This is a genomic window from Actinacidiphila sp. bgisy145, assembly GCF_057708125.1.
This window is the reverse complement of the sequence record NZ_JBYIRL010000001.1, coordinates 127,099-140,951: the sequence shown is the minus strand read 5'-3', so window position 1 is coordinate 140,951 and position 13,853 is coordinate 127,099. Positions and strand designations below refer to the sequence as shown.

General features: G+C 76.0%; 12 protein-coding genes. 4 read left to right on the top strand and 8 right to left on the bottom strand.

Features of this window, described 5'->3' with window-relative positions:
- Nucleotides 1–4 precede the first annotated feature (4 nt).
- Nucleotides 5–616 (top strand): LysE/ArgO family amino acid transporter, encoded by a 612-nt coding sequence (locus tag AC3ERT_RS00545; protein ID WP_435172112.1) that lies wholly within the window; start codon nucleotides 5–7, stop codon nucleotides 614–616.
- Nucleotides 617–709: 93 nt separating this feature from the next.
- Here AC3ERT_RS00545 and AC3ERT_RS00540 read toward each other — a convergent pair whose 3' ends face one another.
- Nucleotides 710–2,794 (bottom strand): SpoIIE family protein phosphatase, encoded by a 2,085-nt coding sequence (locus AC3ERT_RS00540; protein WP_435127942.1) that lies wholly within the window; start codon nucleotides 2,792–2,794, stop codon nucleotides 710–712.
- Nucleotides 2,795–2,994: 200 nt separating this feature from the next.
- Between AC3ERT_RS00540 and AC3ERT_RS00535 the strand changes: the two genes are divergently transcribed.
- A complete protein-coding gene (locus AC3ERT_RS00535; RefSeq protein ID WP_435172110.1) occupies nucleotides 2,995–3,828 on the top strand; it encodes an aldo/keto reductase in 834 nt (277 codons plus the stop codon).
- 87 nt (nucleotides 3,829–3,915) lie between these two features.
- On the opposite strand, the gene AC3ERT_RS00530 is transcribed toward AC3ERT_RS00535, so the two are convergent.
- The 7 genes from AC3ERT_RS00530 to AC3ERT_RS00500 all read right to left on the bottom strand — a co-directional run bounded on the left by AC3ERT_RS00530 (nucleotide 3,916) and on the right by AC3ERT_RS00500 (nucleotide 13,119).
- On the bottom strand, nucleotides 3,916–4,437 hold the full coding sequence (locus tag AC3ERT_RS00530) for a GAF domain-containing protein (RefSeq protein ID WP_335980934.1): 522 nt from the start codon (nucleotides 4,435–4,437) through the stop codon (nucleotides 3,916–3,918).
- 50 nt (nucleotides 4,438–4,487) lie between these two features.
- Nucleotides 4,488–5,330 carry a S8 family peptidase gene (locus AC3ERT_RS00525; protein WP_435172108.1) on the bottom strand — a complete coding sequence of 281 codons (843 nt, stop codon included), beginning with the start codon at nucleotides 5,328–5,330 and terminating at the stop codon, nucleotides 4,488–4,490.
- Between the two features lie 103 nt (nucleotides 5,331–5,433).
- Nucleotides 5,434–8,913 carry an AAA family ATPase gene (locus AC3ERT_RS00520; RefSeq protein WP_435172106.1) on the bottom strand — a complete coding sequence of 1,160 codons (3,480 nt, stop codon included), beginning with the start codon at nucleotides 8,911–8,913 and terminating at the stop codon, nucleotides 5,434–5,436.
- Nucleotides 8,914–8,944: 31 nt separating this feature from the next.
- A complete protein-coding gene (locus tag AC3ERT_RS00515; RefSeq protein WP_335980935.1) occupies nucleotides 8,945–9,148 on the bottom strand; it encodes an aroma-sacti cluster domain-containing protein in 204 nt (67 codons plus the stop codon).
- An 83-nt stretch (nucleotides 9,149–9,231) separates the two neighbouring features.
- Nucleotides 9,232–9,855: an iron-containing redox enzyme family protein gene (locus AC3ERT_RS00510; RefSeq protein ID WP_435172329.1), complete on the bottom strand. Its 624-nt coding sequence runs from the start codon at nucleotides 9,853–9,855 to the stop codon at nucleotides 9,232–9,234.
- Nucleotides 9,856–9,941: 86 nt separating this feature from the next.
- Nucleotides 9,942–11,084, bottom strand: a complete 1,143-nt coding sequence (locus AC3ERT_RS00505; protein ID WP_435127947.1) for a radical SAM protein — start codon at nucleotides 11,082–11,084, stop codon at nucleotides 9,942–9,944.
- Nucleotides 11,085–11,229: 145 nt separating this feature from the next.
- On the bottom strand, nucleotides 11,230–13,119 hold the full coding sequence (locus AC3ERT_RS00500) for an AfsR/SARP family transcriptional regulator (RefSeq protein WP_435172104.1): 1,890 nt from the start codon (nucleotides 13,117–13,119) through the stop codon (nucleotides 11,230–11,232).
- Nucleotides 13,120–13,383: 264 nt separating this feature from the next.
- On the opposite strand from AC3ERT_RS00500, the gene AC3ERT_RS00495 reads away from it, so the two are divergent.
- The gene (locus AC3ERT_RS00495; protein ID WP_335980898.1) at nucleotides 13,384–13,545 is read left to right on the top strand and encodes a hypothetical protein; all 162 of its coding nucleotides are present in this window, start codon (nucleotides 13,384–13,386) and stop codon (nucleotides 13,543–13,545) included.
- Between the two features lie 109 nt (nucleotides 13,546–13,654).
- A complete protein-coding gene (locus AC3ERT_RS00490; RefSeq protein ID WP_335980899.1) occupies nucleotides 13,655–13,837 on the top strand; it encodes a hypothetical protein in 183 nt (60 codons plus the stop codon).
- Nucleotides 13,838–13,853: the final 16 nt, after the last annotated feature.

The following is a 13,853-nucleotide window of genomic DNA, read 5'->3' as shown; positions in this document are numbered from 1 at the left end:
GGGCATGCACGCAGCTCTCTTCGCCGTCCTGGCGGGCCTCGGCACCGGTCTGTCCCTGCTGGTGGTCATCGGCGCCCAGAACGCGTTCGTGCTGCGCCAGGGCATCCTGCGGCAGCACGTGCCCGCGGTGGTCGTGATCTGCGCCGTCTCCGACCTGCTGCTGATCTCGGCGGGCGTCGGCGGCATCGGCACGGTCGTACGGCGCTGGCCGACCGCCCTGACGGTCACCGCGTGGGCCGGCGCGGCGTTCCTGGTGGCGTACGGGGTGCTGGCCGCCCGCCGGGCCCTGCGCCCGCAGCAGCTGACCGCGGCCGAGGGCGCCGGCGCCTCCGCCCGCACCGCCGTCCTGACCTGCCTGGCGATGACCTGGCTCAACCCGCACGTCTACCTGGACACGGTGCTGCTGGTCGGCTCGGTCGCCAACAGCTACGGCCACGCGCGGTGGCTGTTCGGGGCGGGCGCGGCGGCGGCGAGCACGCTGTGGTTCACCGGGCTCGGCTTCGGCGCGCGGCTGCTGCGCCGCCCCTTCGCCCGGCCCGGGTCGTGGCAGGTGCTGGACGCGGTGATCGCGGTGACGATGGTGTGCATGGGCGTGCTGATGGCGACCCGGGCCTGACCGCGCGGCGGCCGTGCCGTACGCGGCGGGCCCGTGCCGTACGCGGAGGCCCATACCGTACGCGGCGGGCTTCCGCACCGTACGCGGGCCCGCTCAGTGCAGCAGCCGGCCGCGCGGCAGGGCGCCGCGGCTGGGGCCCTGCCGGATCGGGCGGAAGCCGATCACGGCGGCGTCGTCGCGGCGGCTGCCGGCGCCCGACAGCATCTGGGCGCAGATCTGCGCGAGCGTCAGCCCGTCCGCGCGGGCGGCCTGCGCGGTCGCGGCGAGCGCGGCCATGCCCTGGCCGAGGTCGGTGCCGGGCACCTCGATCAGGCCGTCGGTGTACAGCAGCAGGGTGTCGCCGCTGTCGAGTTCGTGGTGCCAGGTGGCGCGGGGCGCGTCGGGCGCCACGCACAGCGGCAGGTCGGGGCCGTCGCCCAGCAGGTAGCGCGGCTCGCCGGCCGCGGGCAGCAGCAGGGGCGGCGGGTGCCCGGCGTTGGACCACGCGAGGTGCCAGCGGCCGTCGGACCGCGGCGCCAGGTTGGCGTGCACCACCGTGACCAGCGGCGCGATCCGCAGCCCGTCCACCACCCGGTCGAGCTGGGCGAGGCTCTCGGCCGGGCCGCCCGGGTGCTCCTGGTCGTAGGCGATCACCCGCAGCATGCTGCGCAGCTGGCTCATCGAGGTGGCGGCGTCCAGGTCGTGCCCGGCGATGTCGCCGATGGTCAGGGCCACGGTGCCGTCGGGCAGCAGCAGCGCGTCGTACCAGTCGCCGCCGACCTCCGCGGTCTTGCTCGCGGGCTGGTAGTGCGCGGCCAGCTCCGCGCCGGGCACCACCGGGGTCGCGGTGAGCAGCGCGCGCTGGAGGGTGAGCGCGGTGTGCCGGGTGCGCTGCAGCTCCACCGCCTGCCGCAGCGGTTCGCGCGCCTGGTACAGGATCTCCCGCAGCAGCGCCCGGTCCGCGGCGCCGGGCGGCGGGCTGTCGGCGCAGCTGGCCGCGCAGGCGAACGCGACCACGGCCGAGTCGATCACGATCGGCACCATGGTCAGGCTGGTGGCGCGCGCCTCGCGCAGCCACCGCCGGGACATCTCCGACAGCACGCTGTCGGGCGGGTCGCCGGTGGGGAAGGTGATCAGCCGGGGGCGGCGGCTCTCGATGACCTGCTGGGCGGCCTGGCCGACGAGATAGGGCCGGTTGCTCAGCGGGGGCAGGGCCGGCAGTCCGGCGCGGGCGGTGGTGGCGACCCGGACCGCGGTGAGCGGGCCGCCGACGCCGGCCGCGGGCAGCATGAAGACCGCGCACGCGTCGGTCAGCTCCGGCACGACCGCGGCGGCCACGGCGGCGAACGCGTCCGGCACGTCGTCGGCGGTGGTGACCGTGGTGACCCGGGCGAGCAGCCGCTCGCGCAGCCGGTTGCGCCACTGGTCCTCGATGTCGGCGGTCGCGCCGATCCACTCCACCAGTTCCCCGCCGCGCTCGACCGGCACCGCCCGGGACTGCACGTGCCGGTACTCCCCGGTGGCGGTGCGCATCCGGAAGGTGCACTCGAAGCGCGCGCGGCCCTCGGCCGCCTCGTTCCAGGTCCGCACCAGCCGCTGCCGGTCGTGCGGGTGCACCGCGGCCATCCACTCCTGGTCGATCACCGGCCGCCACGGGATGCCGGTGAACTCCTCGAAGCCGCCGACCAGTTCGACGATCTCGCCGTTCGGCTTCATCAGCCACACGATCTGGGTGACCGCGGACATCAGCGCCTCGTACCGCTGGAGCGCCTTCTGCCGCTGCTCGGAGAGCAGTTGCGCGGCCTCGACCGCCTCCACCTGCGGGGTGGTGTCCACCGCCACGGCCAGCACCCCCGCGCCGAACCGGGAGACCACCGGCGAGCAGCTGTAGACGAAGTGCCGGCGGCCGGGCGCGCCGGGCGCGGTGCCCTCGGTGGTGCGGGTCTCGGTGACCTGCCGGGCGGCGCGGTCGAGGTGGACCTGGTCGAGCATCTTCAGGAAGCGGGCGGCATTGGGCTCGGTGAACACCTCGGCGGCGGGCGCGCCCAGCTGCCGCGGGCCGAACAGGGCGCGGAAGGCCTCGTTGACGTAGACCAGCCGGTGGTCCTCGCCCGCGGTGATCGCGACGGCCACGATGGCCCGGTCGAACACCTCGGGTTCGAGTTCGGGCACGCCGGGGCCCGCGCCGATCCGCCTCATGCTCCGATCATCGCGCGCCGCGGCCCGCCGGGCGCGTCGAACGCGCCGCGCGTTCGTACATCTGACCGATTCCGGGGGCCGCGGGCTTCCGGCGGGCCGCGGCGCGCCCGTGCCCTTACGGTGGTTTGCGGGGGTACGGCCGCGTAGGTATCCGCGCACCCCCCTGCCCCGGCAGCCACGCAAGGAAGAAGGCGCTCACCATGGCCTCAGCGCCCACCATCCCGGACGTCACCCTCAACAACGGCGTCACGATCCCGCAGCTCGGCTTCGGCACGTTCCAGATCGAGCCGAAGGACACCAAGGACGCCGTCCTGGCCGCGCTGGAGATCGGCTACCGGCACATCGACACCGCCGAGATGTACGGCAACGAGAAGGAGGTCGGGCAGGCCGTCGCGGAATCCGGCCTGGACCGCTCCGAGGTCTTCGTGACCAGCAAGCTCAACAACGGCTTCCACGCCTACGGTGACGCGCTGACCGCCTTCACCCGCAGCCTGGACGACCTCGGCATGGAGTACATGGACCTGTTCCTGGTGCACTGGCCGCTGCCGGAGGTCGGCGACTACACCGAGACGTGGCGGGCGATGGAGGAGATCTACCGGTCCGGCCGGGTCAAGGCGGTCGGCGTCTCCAACTTCCAGATCGCGCACCTCAAGCGGCTCTTCGAGGAGACCTCGGTGGTGCCCGCGGTCAACCAGATCGAGGTGCACCCCTATCTCGTGCAGGACGAGTTGCGCGCCTTCGGCGAAGAGCACGGCATCGCCACCGAGGCGTGGTCCCCGATCGCCAAGGGCATGGTCCTGGACGACCCGGTGATCACTGCGATCGCCCAGCGGGTCGGGCGCAGCGCGGCGCAGGTGACGCTGCGCTGGCACCTGCAGCGCGGCGACATCGTCTTCCCGAAGTCGGTGACGCGCTCGCGGGTGGCGGAGAACCTGCGCCTGTTCGACTTCGAGCTGACCGGCCAGGACCTGGCGGACATCTCCGCGCTGGACCGCGGTGAGCGGACCGGCCCGGACCCGGACACCTTCAACTGAGTGCCGTAGGGGCGTACCCCGGCCGGGCGACGCGCCGCCGCCTCCCGCGCCCCGGGTCGCGGGAGGGGGCGCGCGCCCGGCCGGGGGTCAGACGGAGGTCTCCAGCAGCCTGCGCAGGTCCTCGGCCATGCGCAGCGCCGCGGCGCGCCCGTCGCCGCCGAGCGCGCCGGCCGGCGCGGGCCGGGCCCGGTCCACCACCACCCGCAGCGCGGCCGCCGCGTGCCGGGCGAAGAGCGCCAGCAGGTCCAGCTCGCTCAGGCTGGAGCGGGACTGCGGCACCGGGTCGAGCACCTCCAGCACCCCCAGCACCCGGTCGCCGTGGGTCAGCGGCGCGGCCATCAGCGCGTCGGGGACGTACTCGGTGGACTCGGCGAAGTCCCGGTCGAAGGAGGAGCTGCGGGACAGGTCGTCCACGATGACGGGCTCACCGGAGGAGACCACCCACCCCGCGATGCCGCTCTCGGCGGGGAAGCGCCGCCCGACCAGGAAGCTCTCGCCCTGGCCGGAGACGGCCTGGAAGACCAGCTCGTGAGCCGGTTCGTCGAGCAGGAACACCGAACTGGCCTGGGCGCCGAAGATGGCCCGAGCGGTGTCGACCACCGACTGCATCAGCTCCTGGGAGAGCGGGTCGGTCACTGCGTTGCTCTCGTTGCTCTGTGTCACGAAGCACCCCTGATGCCCAGTTGGACGTTGGCCGCGGAAAGGTAGAGCGCGTTCTTGAGCTGGAAGGTCGTCATCCGGCGGTGCCGGGACAGGATGCGGGCGCACAGCCCGGCGATGTAGGGCGTGGCGAAGCTGTTGCCCGTGGTCCTGATCGACCCGCCGCCGAGCCAGGCCACCTGGACGTTCTGGCCGGGGGCGAAGAACTCCACCGGGGGGCTCGGGTTGTACAGGTGCAGCTCGGGGTCGTCCTCCTGGTGGCTGCCCACGGAGATCACCGACGCGAACCGCCACGGGAAGCTCTCCACCGGGGTGTTGTGCGCGGAGGCGACGATCGCGGTGCCGCGGAAGTACGCCTCGTCGGCGAGGACCCGCAGCTCCTCGGCGAACTGCGGGCGGGTGGTGGACAGGCTGAGGTTGATCACGTCGAAGCCCTGGCGGATCGCCCAGCGCAGGCCCGCGAGCAGCACGTCCCCGGTGCCGCCGAAGCCCTTGCCGAGCACCTGCACGCTGTACAGCTCGCACTCCGGCGCGGTCCTGCGGATGATGCCCGCGCAGGCGGTGCCGTGGCCGCAGGAGTCGCCCGGCTCGATCGCCACGACGCTGGTGCCGGCGGCGTCCTTGCGGACCGTCCAGGAGCCGTCGACCCGGCCGATCAGCGGGTGGCCGCCCTCCACGCCGGAGTCCACGACGCACACCCGTACGCCGGTGCCGAGCGCGTCGGCCCAGCCGCGGCCGGGCGCGGGCGGCTCGCCGTCGGCGGCGACGAGCACGTCCTCCGGGCGCTTGCCGCGCAGGCTCCAGGTGAGTGAGGGGACGGCGCCCTTCTCGACGGTTCCCATGCAGCAGCCTCTCGCGTTCTGGCGGGGTCGCGGGTGCGGTGGGCGGCCCGCGCGGGTTCTCGGGGCGTGACGTGCCGTACGGGCGGCAGCGGCGGCGGGCGGCTCACGCGGGGGCCTGCTGCCGGCGGGCGGCGCGGCGCGCGCCGGGCAGGTGGCCCTTGGCCGCGAAGTGCCGGGCGGCCTGAGCTGCGGCCTCGCCCGCGGCCTCGGCGTTCCCGGCGCGGCGCAGCACGTCGGCGCGGTCCAGCCAGGCGACGGCGAGCAGGACCGGGGAGTCGGTGCCGGCGGCGGTGCGCACCGCGCGGGCGGACAGCGCCTCGGCCTGCTCGGCGCTGCCGCGCGCGGCGGCGATCCGGGCGAGGAGACCGTCGAGGTCGGCGGTGTCGGAGGCGGCCTCGCCGGGGGCGGCGGGGGCGCCGGAGTCCGCGGTGGTGGTGCCCGGGCCGGTGGCAGGGTCCAGGCCCGCGCCGGGGTGGTCGGCCGGACGTTCACCGGTGGCCGCGCCGGGCTCGGCGAGCGCCCCCGGGGTGTACGGGTCCGGGCCGGTGTGCGAGCCGCTGCCGGTACGCGCCCCGGGGCCGGCGGCCGAGGCGGCGGCCGGGCCCGAGCCGTTGGGGGCGGCGGCGAGGCGGGCGGCGGCCTCGTCGTGGCGGCCGACGTCCACCAGCAGCCGGGCCGCCTCGCGGGCGACCACACCGCGCAGCCCGTCGGCCTTCAGGCGCGCCGCGGCGGCGTCGGCCTCCTCGAGCAGGTCCAGGGCCCGGGCGCGGTCGTCCCCGAGGGTCGCCACCGCCGCGGCGAACAGCGGGAGCACCACGCGGCCCTCGGCGTACCCGAGTTCGCCGGCCAGCCGGCGGGCCCGGCTCAGGCACGCCTCGGCGTCCACCCACCGCTCCTGGAGGGCGAACAGCACCGCCAGCGGGCAGTTCAGCGTCAGCCGTACGGTAGGGCGCTGCTCGCCGTGCTCGGCCAGCAGGTCGCGGCTGCGGGCGACCGCCGACGGGACCGGTTCGGGGCCGCGCCACAGCGAGACGCCGATCGCGCCGAGGGCCAGGGCCCGTTCGGGCTCGGCGCCGGCCCGGCGCGCGTGGGCCAGGGCCCGCGACAGCAGGTCGTCCGCGGCCACATGGCGGCCCTGCGACTGCCGGTCCTGTGCGATCCGGATGCAGGCCCGCGCCTGGCCGAGGTCGTCGCCCGCCTGCTCGAAGACCGGCAGCGCCCACTGGGCGACGGTCCCCGCGCTGCTGCCGTCCGGCGCCGCCGACACCGCGGCCAGCGCGAGCCGCGCGTGGGCCGCTTCCACCGGGCGCACCGCCTCCCGCCCGAGCACGTCGAGCAGCAGCGCGCGGCCCTGGTCGGTACGGCCGGTCGCCAGCAGGACGTCGCCGAGCCGCCGCGCCGCCGCGCCCCACTCGGGCTCGTCCTCGGCCGCCAGCTCCACCGCCCGTTCCAACAGCCCCGCCGCCCACGCCAGATCCGACCGCGCCAGCGCCCGCGAGCCCGCCTCCACCAGCAACCGCACGGCCCGCACCCGCAGGTGGTCGGTGTGCGGGTCCAACACGCCCAGCTCGGCCCGGTAGCGGTAGGCCCGCTCCAGATGCGCCGCGACCGCCGCCACGCCCTCGACCCCGCCGGACCGCGCGCGCAGCAGCGCCTCGCCCGGGCCGCCCTCCTCCCGGGGCCCCGCGGGCGCCTCCTCGGCGGCGGGCGCCAGGCGCCTGGACAGGGCCAGCGCGGCGTGTTCATGGCGTTCGGCACGGGTGCGCTTGGCCATGGACTGGTAGGTGACCTCATGGACGAGTCCGCTGCTGAAGCGCAGCGGATGGGTGCCGGCGAGCAGGCGGTGGCGGCCGAGTCCGGCGAGCGCGTCGCCCAGCGGCCCGGGCGCGGGGGTGCGGGCCGCGGCGTCGTAGAGGGCGCCGCCGGGCGCGCCTTCGGGGTCGTCGGCGACCAGGTCGGCGACCTGGTCGGCGGTGAACTCCCGGCCCGCGACGGCCGCGATGTCCAGCGCGGCGCGCTCCGCCCGGCCGAGGGCGCCGATCCGCGCGCCGAGCAGCGCCTGGAGGGTGGTCGGCAGGTCGCCGCCGCCGTCGGGGCGGTAGCCGGAGTCGGGCTGGGTGAGGGCGGCGAGGAGCTGTTCGAGGTAGAAGGGGTTGCCGCCGGCGGACTCCAGCACCTGCGGCGGTACGCCCGTACGCCCGCGGGCGGGCGCGGCGCCGTCCCAGTGCGCGCCGACCTCGGTGAGCGCTTCGGCGACGGTCTCGGCCTGCGCCGTGGTCAGGCCGGGCAGGGTCAGGGTGCGCGCCCGGGGGCCGCCCCACCCGGTGTGGCGGTCGGCGAGGTCGGGACGGGCGGCGCACACGAACAGCACGCCGGCGCCGGCGAGTTCGGCGCGCAGCGCGGTGACCATGGCCAGCAGCGGCTCGCTCGCCCAGTGCAGGTCGTCCAGCACCAGGACGACCGGTCGGCGGCGCGCCAGTACGGCGAGCAGGCCGGTCAGCGCGGCGCAGGTGTCGTCGGTCGACGGGTTGGGGGTGCCGTCCTCCAGCAGCCCGGCCGACAGCACGGCCAGCGCGGCGGCGGCCTCCTCGCGATCCGTGCGGTCCGCGATGCCCGCGGGGTCCGCCATGTCCGGCTCGTTGTCGAGGAGTTGGCGCACCGCCTCGGCGAGCGGCGCCAGGCTGCCGTGCTCGCCGTAGGGCCGGCAGCGGCCCGCGCCGTGGGCGAAGGCCCGCCCGGACTGCTTGCGCCACTCGTGGATCAGCCGGGTCTTGCCCATGCCGGCCTCGCCGAAGACCACGACCAGGTCGGGCCCTTGGCCGTCGCGTGCGGCGGTGGCGGTGAACGCCTCGCGCAGCGCCGCCAGTTCGCGGTCGCGGCCGACGAAGGGCACGTCGAAGCGGCGGCTGACCTCCGGCTCCTCCTCGACCACGGCGACCAGCCGGTAGGCGTCGACCGCGTCCTCCTTGCCCTTCAGCCGCAGCGCGCCCACCGGTTCGGTCCGGGCCCGCGCGCCGGCCGCGCGGCGGCTCTCCGGGCCGATCAGCACCTCGCCCTCGGCGGCGTTCTGCTCCAGCCGGGCCGCGACGTTGACCGTCTCGCCCGACACCAGCGCCTGGCGCGAGGACACGTCGGAGGCGGTGACGACCGGCCCGGTGTTGACCCCGATGCGCACCCCGATCCGGATGCCGAGCGAGGGCCCCAACTCCACGTCGTTGAGGCGCTGTACGGCGTCCAGCATCGCCAGTGCCGCGGCCAGCGCCCGCGCCGCGTCGTCCTCGTGGGTGACCGGCACCCCGAAGACGGCCATCACCGCGTCGCCGATGAACTTCTCGACGGTGCCGCCGAACTGCTCCAGGCACTCCCGCATCCGCTCGAAGTAGCGCAGCACCACGGTCCGCAGCGTCTCCGGGTCGAGCACGCCGGACAGCGCGGTGGAGCCCACCAGGTCGCAGAAGACCACGGTCACGACCTTGCGCTCCTCCTGCCGCACCCCGGCCGGTCCGGGGGCGGCCGGGGTGCCGCAGGAGGGGCAGAAGCGCGCCTCGGCGGGCAGTTCGGCGTCGCACGCGGTGCAGTGCATGCTCGGTCCCTTCCGCTGGTGGTGGAGCGGCTCAGAAGAGCGCGCCGCCGGCGATCTCGCTGTGCGCCTGCACTTCCGGGCCGACCTCGTCCAGCCGCGCCTTGATGTCGAGCATCACCGACAGCTCCTCCGCGCTCAGCGCCCGCAGCACGTCCCGCTGCTCCTCGGTGAGGTCGGCGACGCCGAAGCCGTGCGCCTGGAGCACCTCCAGGGTGTCGTCGGCCGTGCCGTCCATGCCCGCCCCGCCGATGTCCGCCCCGCCGATGTCCGCGCCGCCGTGGCCGCCGTCGCGCTCCCGGCTCTGCGCCGCCCCGTCGCTCATGAGGTGTGCGTCCTTTCCCTGGGGTGTTCCTGCTGCGCTGCCCGGCCGATGTGCGCGAACAGCTCCACGAGCCCGTCCACGGTGTGCAGCGCGCTCATCACGACCGCGTGCAGCAGGGGCGGGTCGAGCGGCAGCCCGTCGAGCAGCGCGAACAGCGCGGCGGTGTGCCCGCCGTCCAGCTCGGCGTGGCCGCGTACGGTCCGCAGCGCCGCGGCGGGCACTCCGGCGGCGGCGATCCGGTCCGCCAGCCAGGGCGCGGGCGCGTTGCCCTCCAGCACGGCGATGTAGCCGAGCAGCGCGACGGGGTGGTGGTGCGTGATCCAGTAGTACTGGGCGCCGGCCAGCCGGGCGACGACGGGGGACGGCTGCCGGTCGCGGACGGCCGCGGCATCGCCGCCCAGCGCGGCGATGTCCGCCAGCAGCCAGGCGTCGTGGCCGCGTTCCTCCTCGATGTGCGCGCGCAGGTAGGCGGTGAGCGGCGCGGCAACCGGGTCGCCGGGGCCCAGCCGGGCGCAGCGGCCTGCCGCCTGCTCCATCAGCGGCACGGACGCGCGGATCAGCCCGTGCATGGCGGCCAGGTAGCGGTCGTAGCGCGAACTCAGGCCCTGCGGGCGCCACATGGCGGTGGTGGCCGCCTGCACCGCGGGCGCGGTCAGCGCCAGCCGGGCGCGCAGCGCGGTGCCGGGCGGGACCGCGGTGGCCGCGCTCACCGCGCGGCTCCGCGCGGTGCGACCAGGTCGGCGTAGGGGGCGCAGCCGTGCCGCCGGACCAGGGCCACGGCGCCGGCCGCGGCCTGGCCGTCGGCGGCGTACCGGTCCAGCAGCGCGCCCGCGGGTCCGGCGCCCGCGGCGGCCGCGGCGGCCAGGACGCGCGGCTGGTCGGCGAGCGCGCGGCAGCCGTCGCAGTAGCCGCGGACCGGGGCCGGCTGGGCGGCGGGGTCGGCTTGAGCGGCGTGGGCGGCGGGGTCGGCGGCGCCGTAGCGGTGCCGCAGGTTCGCGGGGCCGACCGTCCTGATCATCCGCAGCACCGGCGACCGCCGCACCCGGGCGCTGATCTCCGGCCAGCCGTTGGCGCCGATGTGGCCGAGCGCCAGGTGCGCGGGGGCGGGTCTGCGGTCGACGACGTCCTGGTTGCAGCAGGCGAGCACGGCGCCGTCGGCGGCGACCACCGGCCAGGCGGCCATGGCGCAGGGCAGCGCGCGCTCCGGGTCGGGCGCCGCGGTGTCCGCGGCGGCCCAGGAGGCGGCCCGGCCCACCCGGCGCAGGGAGTTGACGAGCATGGGCACCCGGGTGCCGAAGGTGTGGCGGATGTCGGCGGTGACATCGGCGAGGTAGGGGTCGTCAGGGCCGCTGCCGACCAGGTGGACGCTGGTGGCGACCCCGGCGTCCAGCACCTGCGCCAGGAGGGCGAGGACGGGCGCGCGGCCGGTCTCGCGCTCGTGGAAGGCGTCCATGCTCACCGAGAAGTGGTCGACGGACGTCACGGCCCGCCAGATCCGCTCCGGCACGGCGTGGGCGCCCGGCCGTTCCGCGCGGGCCGCCGGGCCGACGAAGAAGGCGCCGGTGAGCAGCGCGGTCCTGGTGCCGGCCGCCCGCGCGCTCGCGGCGAGTTCGGTGACGAGGCCGGGCCGCAGCAGCGGTTCGCCGCCGGTCATCATGAGCACCGCGGGGTGCTCCTCGGCGGTGAAGCTGCCGACGAAGGACCGCAGCCGGGCGGCGTCGGGTTCGCCGGAGGCCATGGTGGCGGCGGTGGAGCAGTGCGCGCAGTGCAGCGGGCAGCGGCCGGTGACGGTCAGGAGCAGGCCCGCGCCCGGCAGCGGGCGCTGTGTCATCAGTTCGGCGAGTTCCATCGCACGCTCCTCATCGTCCTCCCGAGTGTCGGCGGGAGCGGTTCGAGGTGGGGTAAGAAGCGGTATGGGAGCGGTAAATCCGCAGGTGGCGGCCCGGGACACCGTTGGCCCCCGAAGGGGCGCACGCCGGGTCGGCGCGTGCGGCTCAGGCGGTGGCCCGCGGCAGCGGCAGGAGGTGGCGCTGCGCCTGTTCACGCGCGTAGACCTTCGTCAGGCGCGGGAGCTCGTAGCGGGCGGCGTGGGCGGTGACCTCGCTGCGCGGTGCCATGAGCACGCCGGCGTCCATCAGCGACTCCAGCCGGTGCAGGGCGTCGTCCTGGTCGCAGGTGAGCGCCTCGGCGGCCTGGCGCAGGGTGAAGGGCCGGTCCGGCAGCTCCCCCAGCAGGCACAGCGCGGCCCGGTCGGCCGGGCCGAGGTCCTGCCAGCAGCCGGCCAGGCTCGGCCGGACGTCGGCGTCCCCGGCGACGAGTTCGTCCAGGACGGTCCGGTCGTCGCCGAGCCGGGCGGCGTACTCGCCCAGCGGCAGGTGGCGGCGTACGGCGAGCTTCAGGCCGCTGACGCGTACGGCCAGCGGCAGCATCCCGGTGGCGGCCACGATCCGTTCGGCCGAGGCCGGACAGGAGCGCAGGCGGTCGGTGCCGATGATCCGGCCGAGCAGTTCCAGGCTCTCGGCCCGCTCGAAGGGCGCCAGCTCCAGCCGGTTGGCCGCGGCCAGGCCCGCCAGTTGGGCGCGGGCGGTGACCAGGACGGCGCTGCCGCCGCTGTCGGGCACCAGGGGCCGCACCGACGCCTCGTCGGCCGCGTCGTCCAGCACCAGCAGGACCCGCCGCGGTGCCAGCCAGGCCCGCCACGCGGCCGCGGCCTCCTCGGCGCCGGGCCGCCGGGTCCCGGTGTCCAGGGCGCCGGCCCCGTGCGGCGGTTCCGGCAGGCCGGCCAGCCGGGACAGCTCGGCCACCAGGGCGGCGGCCGGGCGCGGCCGGCCGTGCTCGTCGCGCATCCGCAGCAGCACCCGCCCGTCGGGGAACTCCGCGGCCAGCAGGTGCGCCGTGTGCACCGCGAGCGCGGTCTTGCCGGTGCCGACCGGCCCGGTCAGCAGCGTCAGCCGCCGTTCGCCCGCCAACAGGCCGCACAGCTCGTGCAGTTGGGGAACGCGACCGGTGAAGTCGGCGAGGTCCTGCGGGAGTACGGCGCCCAGTTCGCCGCCGGGGCGGCGCGGCGCGGTCCGCGGGTCGGCGGCGCCGAGCGAGCCGAGGGTGCCGCCGGGCTGCTGGGGGCCGCCGTCGAGGATCGAGCGGTAGAGCGTCTCCAGCGCGGCGCTCGGCTGGAGCCCGTACTCGGCGGCGAGGAGCTGGCGCAGGGCCGCGTAGGCGGACAGCGCCTCGGTCTGCCGGCCCTGGGCGAACAGCGCGGTCATCTGCACGGCTCTGAGCCGTTCCCGCTCGGGGTGCCGCTCGACCAGGTCCGCGACGGTCTCGGCGACCTCGGTGGCGCGGCCGAGCCGCAGCTCGATCTCGGCCCAGTCCTCGTAGACCTGGAGGTGGCGGCTGTCGAGGCGTTCGGCCTCGGACCGCACCGCGGGCGAGAACCGCAGTTCGCGCAGCGGGAGTTCCTGCCGCAGTCCGAGCGCCTCGCGCAGCATCCGGGACGCCGGGCCCAACGCGCCCTGCGCGGTGGCCTCGCGGGCGGCCCTGGCCAGGTGCTGGAAGCGCAGCACGTCCAGTTCGTCGTCCCGCACCCGCAGCAGGTAGCCGCCGGCGTGGTGCGCGAGGCGGTCGCCCGCCCCGACGGTGTCCAGGAGCTTGCGCAGCGCGGAGATGTACACCTGGATGTTCTTGCGCGCGGTGCGCGGGGGCCGGCCGTCCCACAGGGTGTCGGTCAACAGGTCGAGCGACACGGGGGTGTTGGCGCGCAGCAGCAGCATCGCCAGCAGCAGCCGCTGTTTGAGCGGGCCGAGCGGGAGGGGGCCGTCGGGCGTGCCGACGGACAGGGGGCCGAGGACGGTGAGGCGCAGGGCGTCGTGCTGGGGTTCGGCCATCTCTGGTTTCACCTTTCCCACCGGCTGACCCGGGACCAGGTCATGAGCTGAGATGAATGACATCAGGCGGATGACTTATATCAAACGGATTCGCCCGGGTGAACAAGGCAACATCCGGCCGAGCCGCGGCAGTTGTCGGCCAACCCACCGCGACCTGCGGCGATACCGGCCGCATACCGCGAGTAGACCGGTTCCGAATCCCCTGCTCCTAGCGTGTGGAACGTCCGAACGACGCTTCACATCCGCTGACACGAGGAGACGATCATGGCTGACGCCGTCGACCCGACCAACGAGGAAGCCGCTGCCGAGACCGAGACCGACAACGAGGTCGAGGCGCACACCGCCGCTCCCCTGGAGCTCCAGGACCTGGAGGTCAGCAACCTGGAGGCTCCCGGCAGCACGGTCAGCCTGGCCGCCTGCGCCTGATCCTCCCGTGTGGGCGGCGTGCCGCGACGGCGCGCCGCCCACACGTCGTTGTGCGCCCGTACGGCCGGGGCCGGCCGCCCGGGCGCCCGCACCCCGACAGGAGACGACCATGGCCGAACCCGTACCGTCCGCGCCCGAACCCGAGCCCGAAACCGCCGCCGACACCGAGGAGTCCGAGGTCGAGGCGCACACCGCGATGCCGCTGGGCCTTCAGGAGCTCGGGGTGAAGGCGCCCGAACCCGACCAGCTGCTCGGCTCCACGAGCGCGACGAGCCTGGCGGTCTGCTGCTGACTCCCCGCCGTACCCC

What these genes read in the sequence shown, in the direction of transcription:
- AC3ERT_RS00490 (WP_335980899.1), top strand. Translation starts at nt 13,655, where the DNA reads ATGGCCGAACCCGTACCGTCCGCGCCCGAACCCGAGCCCGAAACCGCC.
- AC3ERT_RS00525 (WP_435172108.1), bottom strand. Translation starts at nt 5,330, where the DNA reads ATGGGAACCGTCGAGAAGGGCGCCGTCCCCTCACTCACCTGGAGCCTG.
- AC3ERT_RS00530 (WP_335980934.1), bottom strand. Translation starts at nt 4,437, where the DNA reads ATGCAGTCGGTGGTCGACACCGCTCGGGCCATCTTCGGCGCCCAGGCC.
- AC3ERT_RS00520 (WP_435172106.1), bottom strand. Translation starts at nt 8,913, where the DNA reads ATGCACTGCACCGCGTGCGACGCCGAACTGCCCGCCGAGGCGCGCTTC.
- AC3ERT_RS00505 (WP_435127947.1), bottom strand. Translation starts at nt 11,084, where the DNA reads ATGGAACTCGCCGAACTGATGACACAGCGCCCGCTGCCGGGCGCGGGC.
- AC3ERT_RS00545 (WP_435172112.1), top strand. Translation starts at nt 5, where the DNA reads ATGCACGCAGCTCTCTTCGCCGTCCTGGCGGGCCTCGGCACCGGTCTG.
- AC3ERT_RS00510 (WP_435172329.1), bottom strand. Translation starts at nt 9,855, where the DNA reads ATGTGGCGCCCGCAGGGCCTGAGTTCGCGCTACGACCGCTACCTGGCC.
- AC3ERT_RS00500 (WP_435172104.1), bottom strand. Translation starts at nt 13,119, where the DNA reads ATGGCCGAACCCCAGCACGACGCCCTGCGCCTCACCGTCCTCGGCCCC.
- AC3ERT_RS00515 (WP_335980935.1), bottom strand. Translation starts at nt 9,148, where the DNA reads ATGGACGGCACGGCCGACGACACCCTGGAGGTGCTCCAGGCGCACGGC.
- AC3ERT_RS00540 (WP_435127942.1), bottom strand. Translation starts at nt 2,794, where the DNA reads ATGAGGCGGATCGGCGCGGGCCCCGGCGTGCCCGAACTCGAACCCGAG.
- AC3ERT_RS00495 (WP_335980898.1), top strand. Translation starts at nt 13,384, where the DNA reads ATGGCTGACGCCGTCGACCCGACCAACGAGGAAGCCGCTGCCGAGACC.
- AC3ERT_RS00535 (WP_435172110.1), top strand. Translation starts at nt 2,995, where the DNA reads ATGGCCTCAGCGCCCACCATCCCGGACGTCACCCTCAACAACGGCGTC.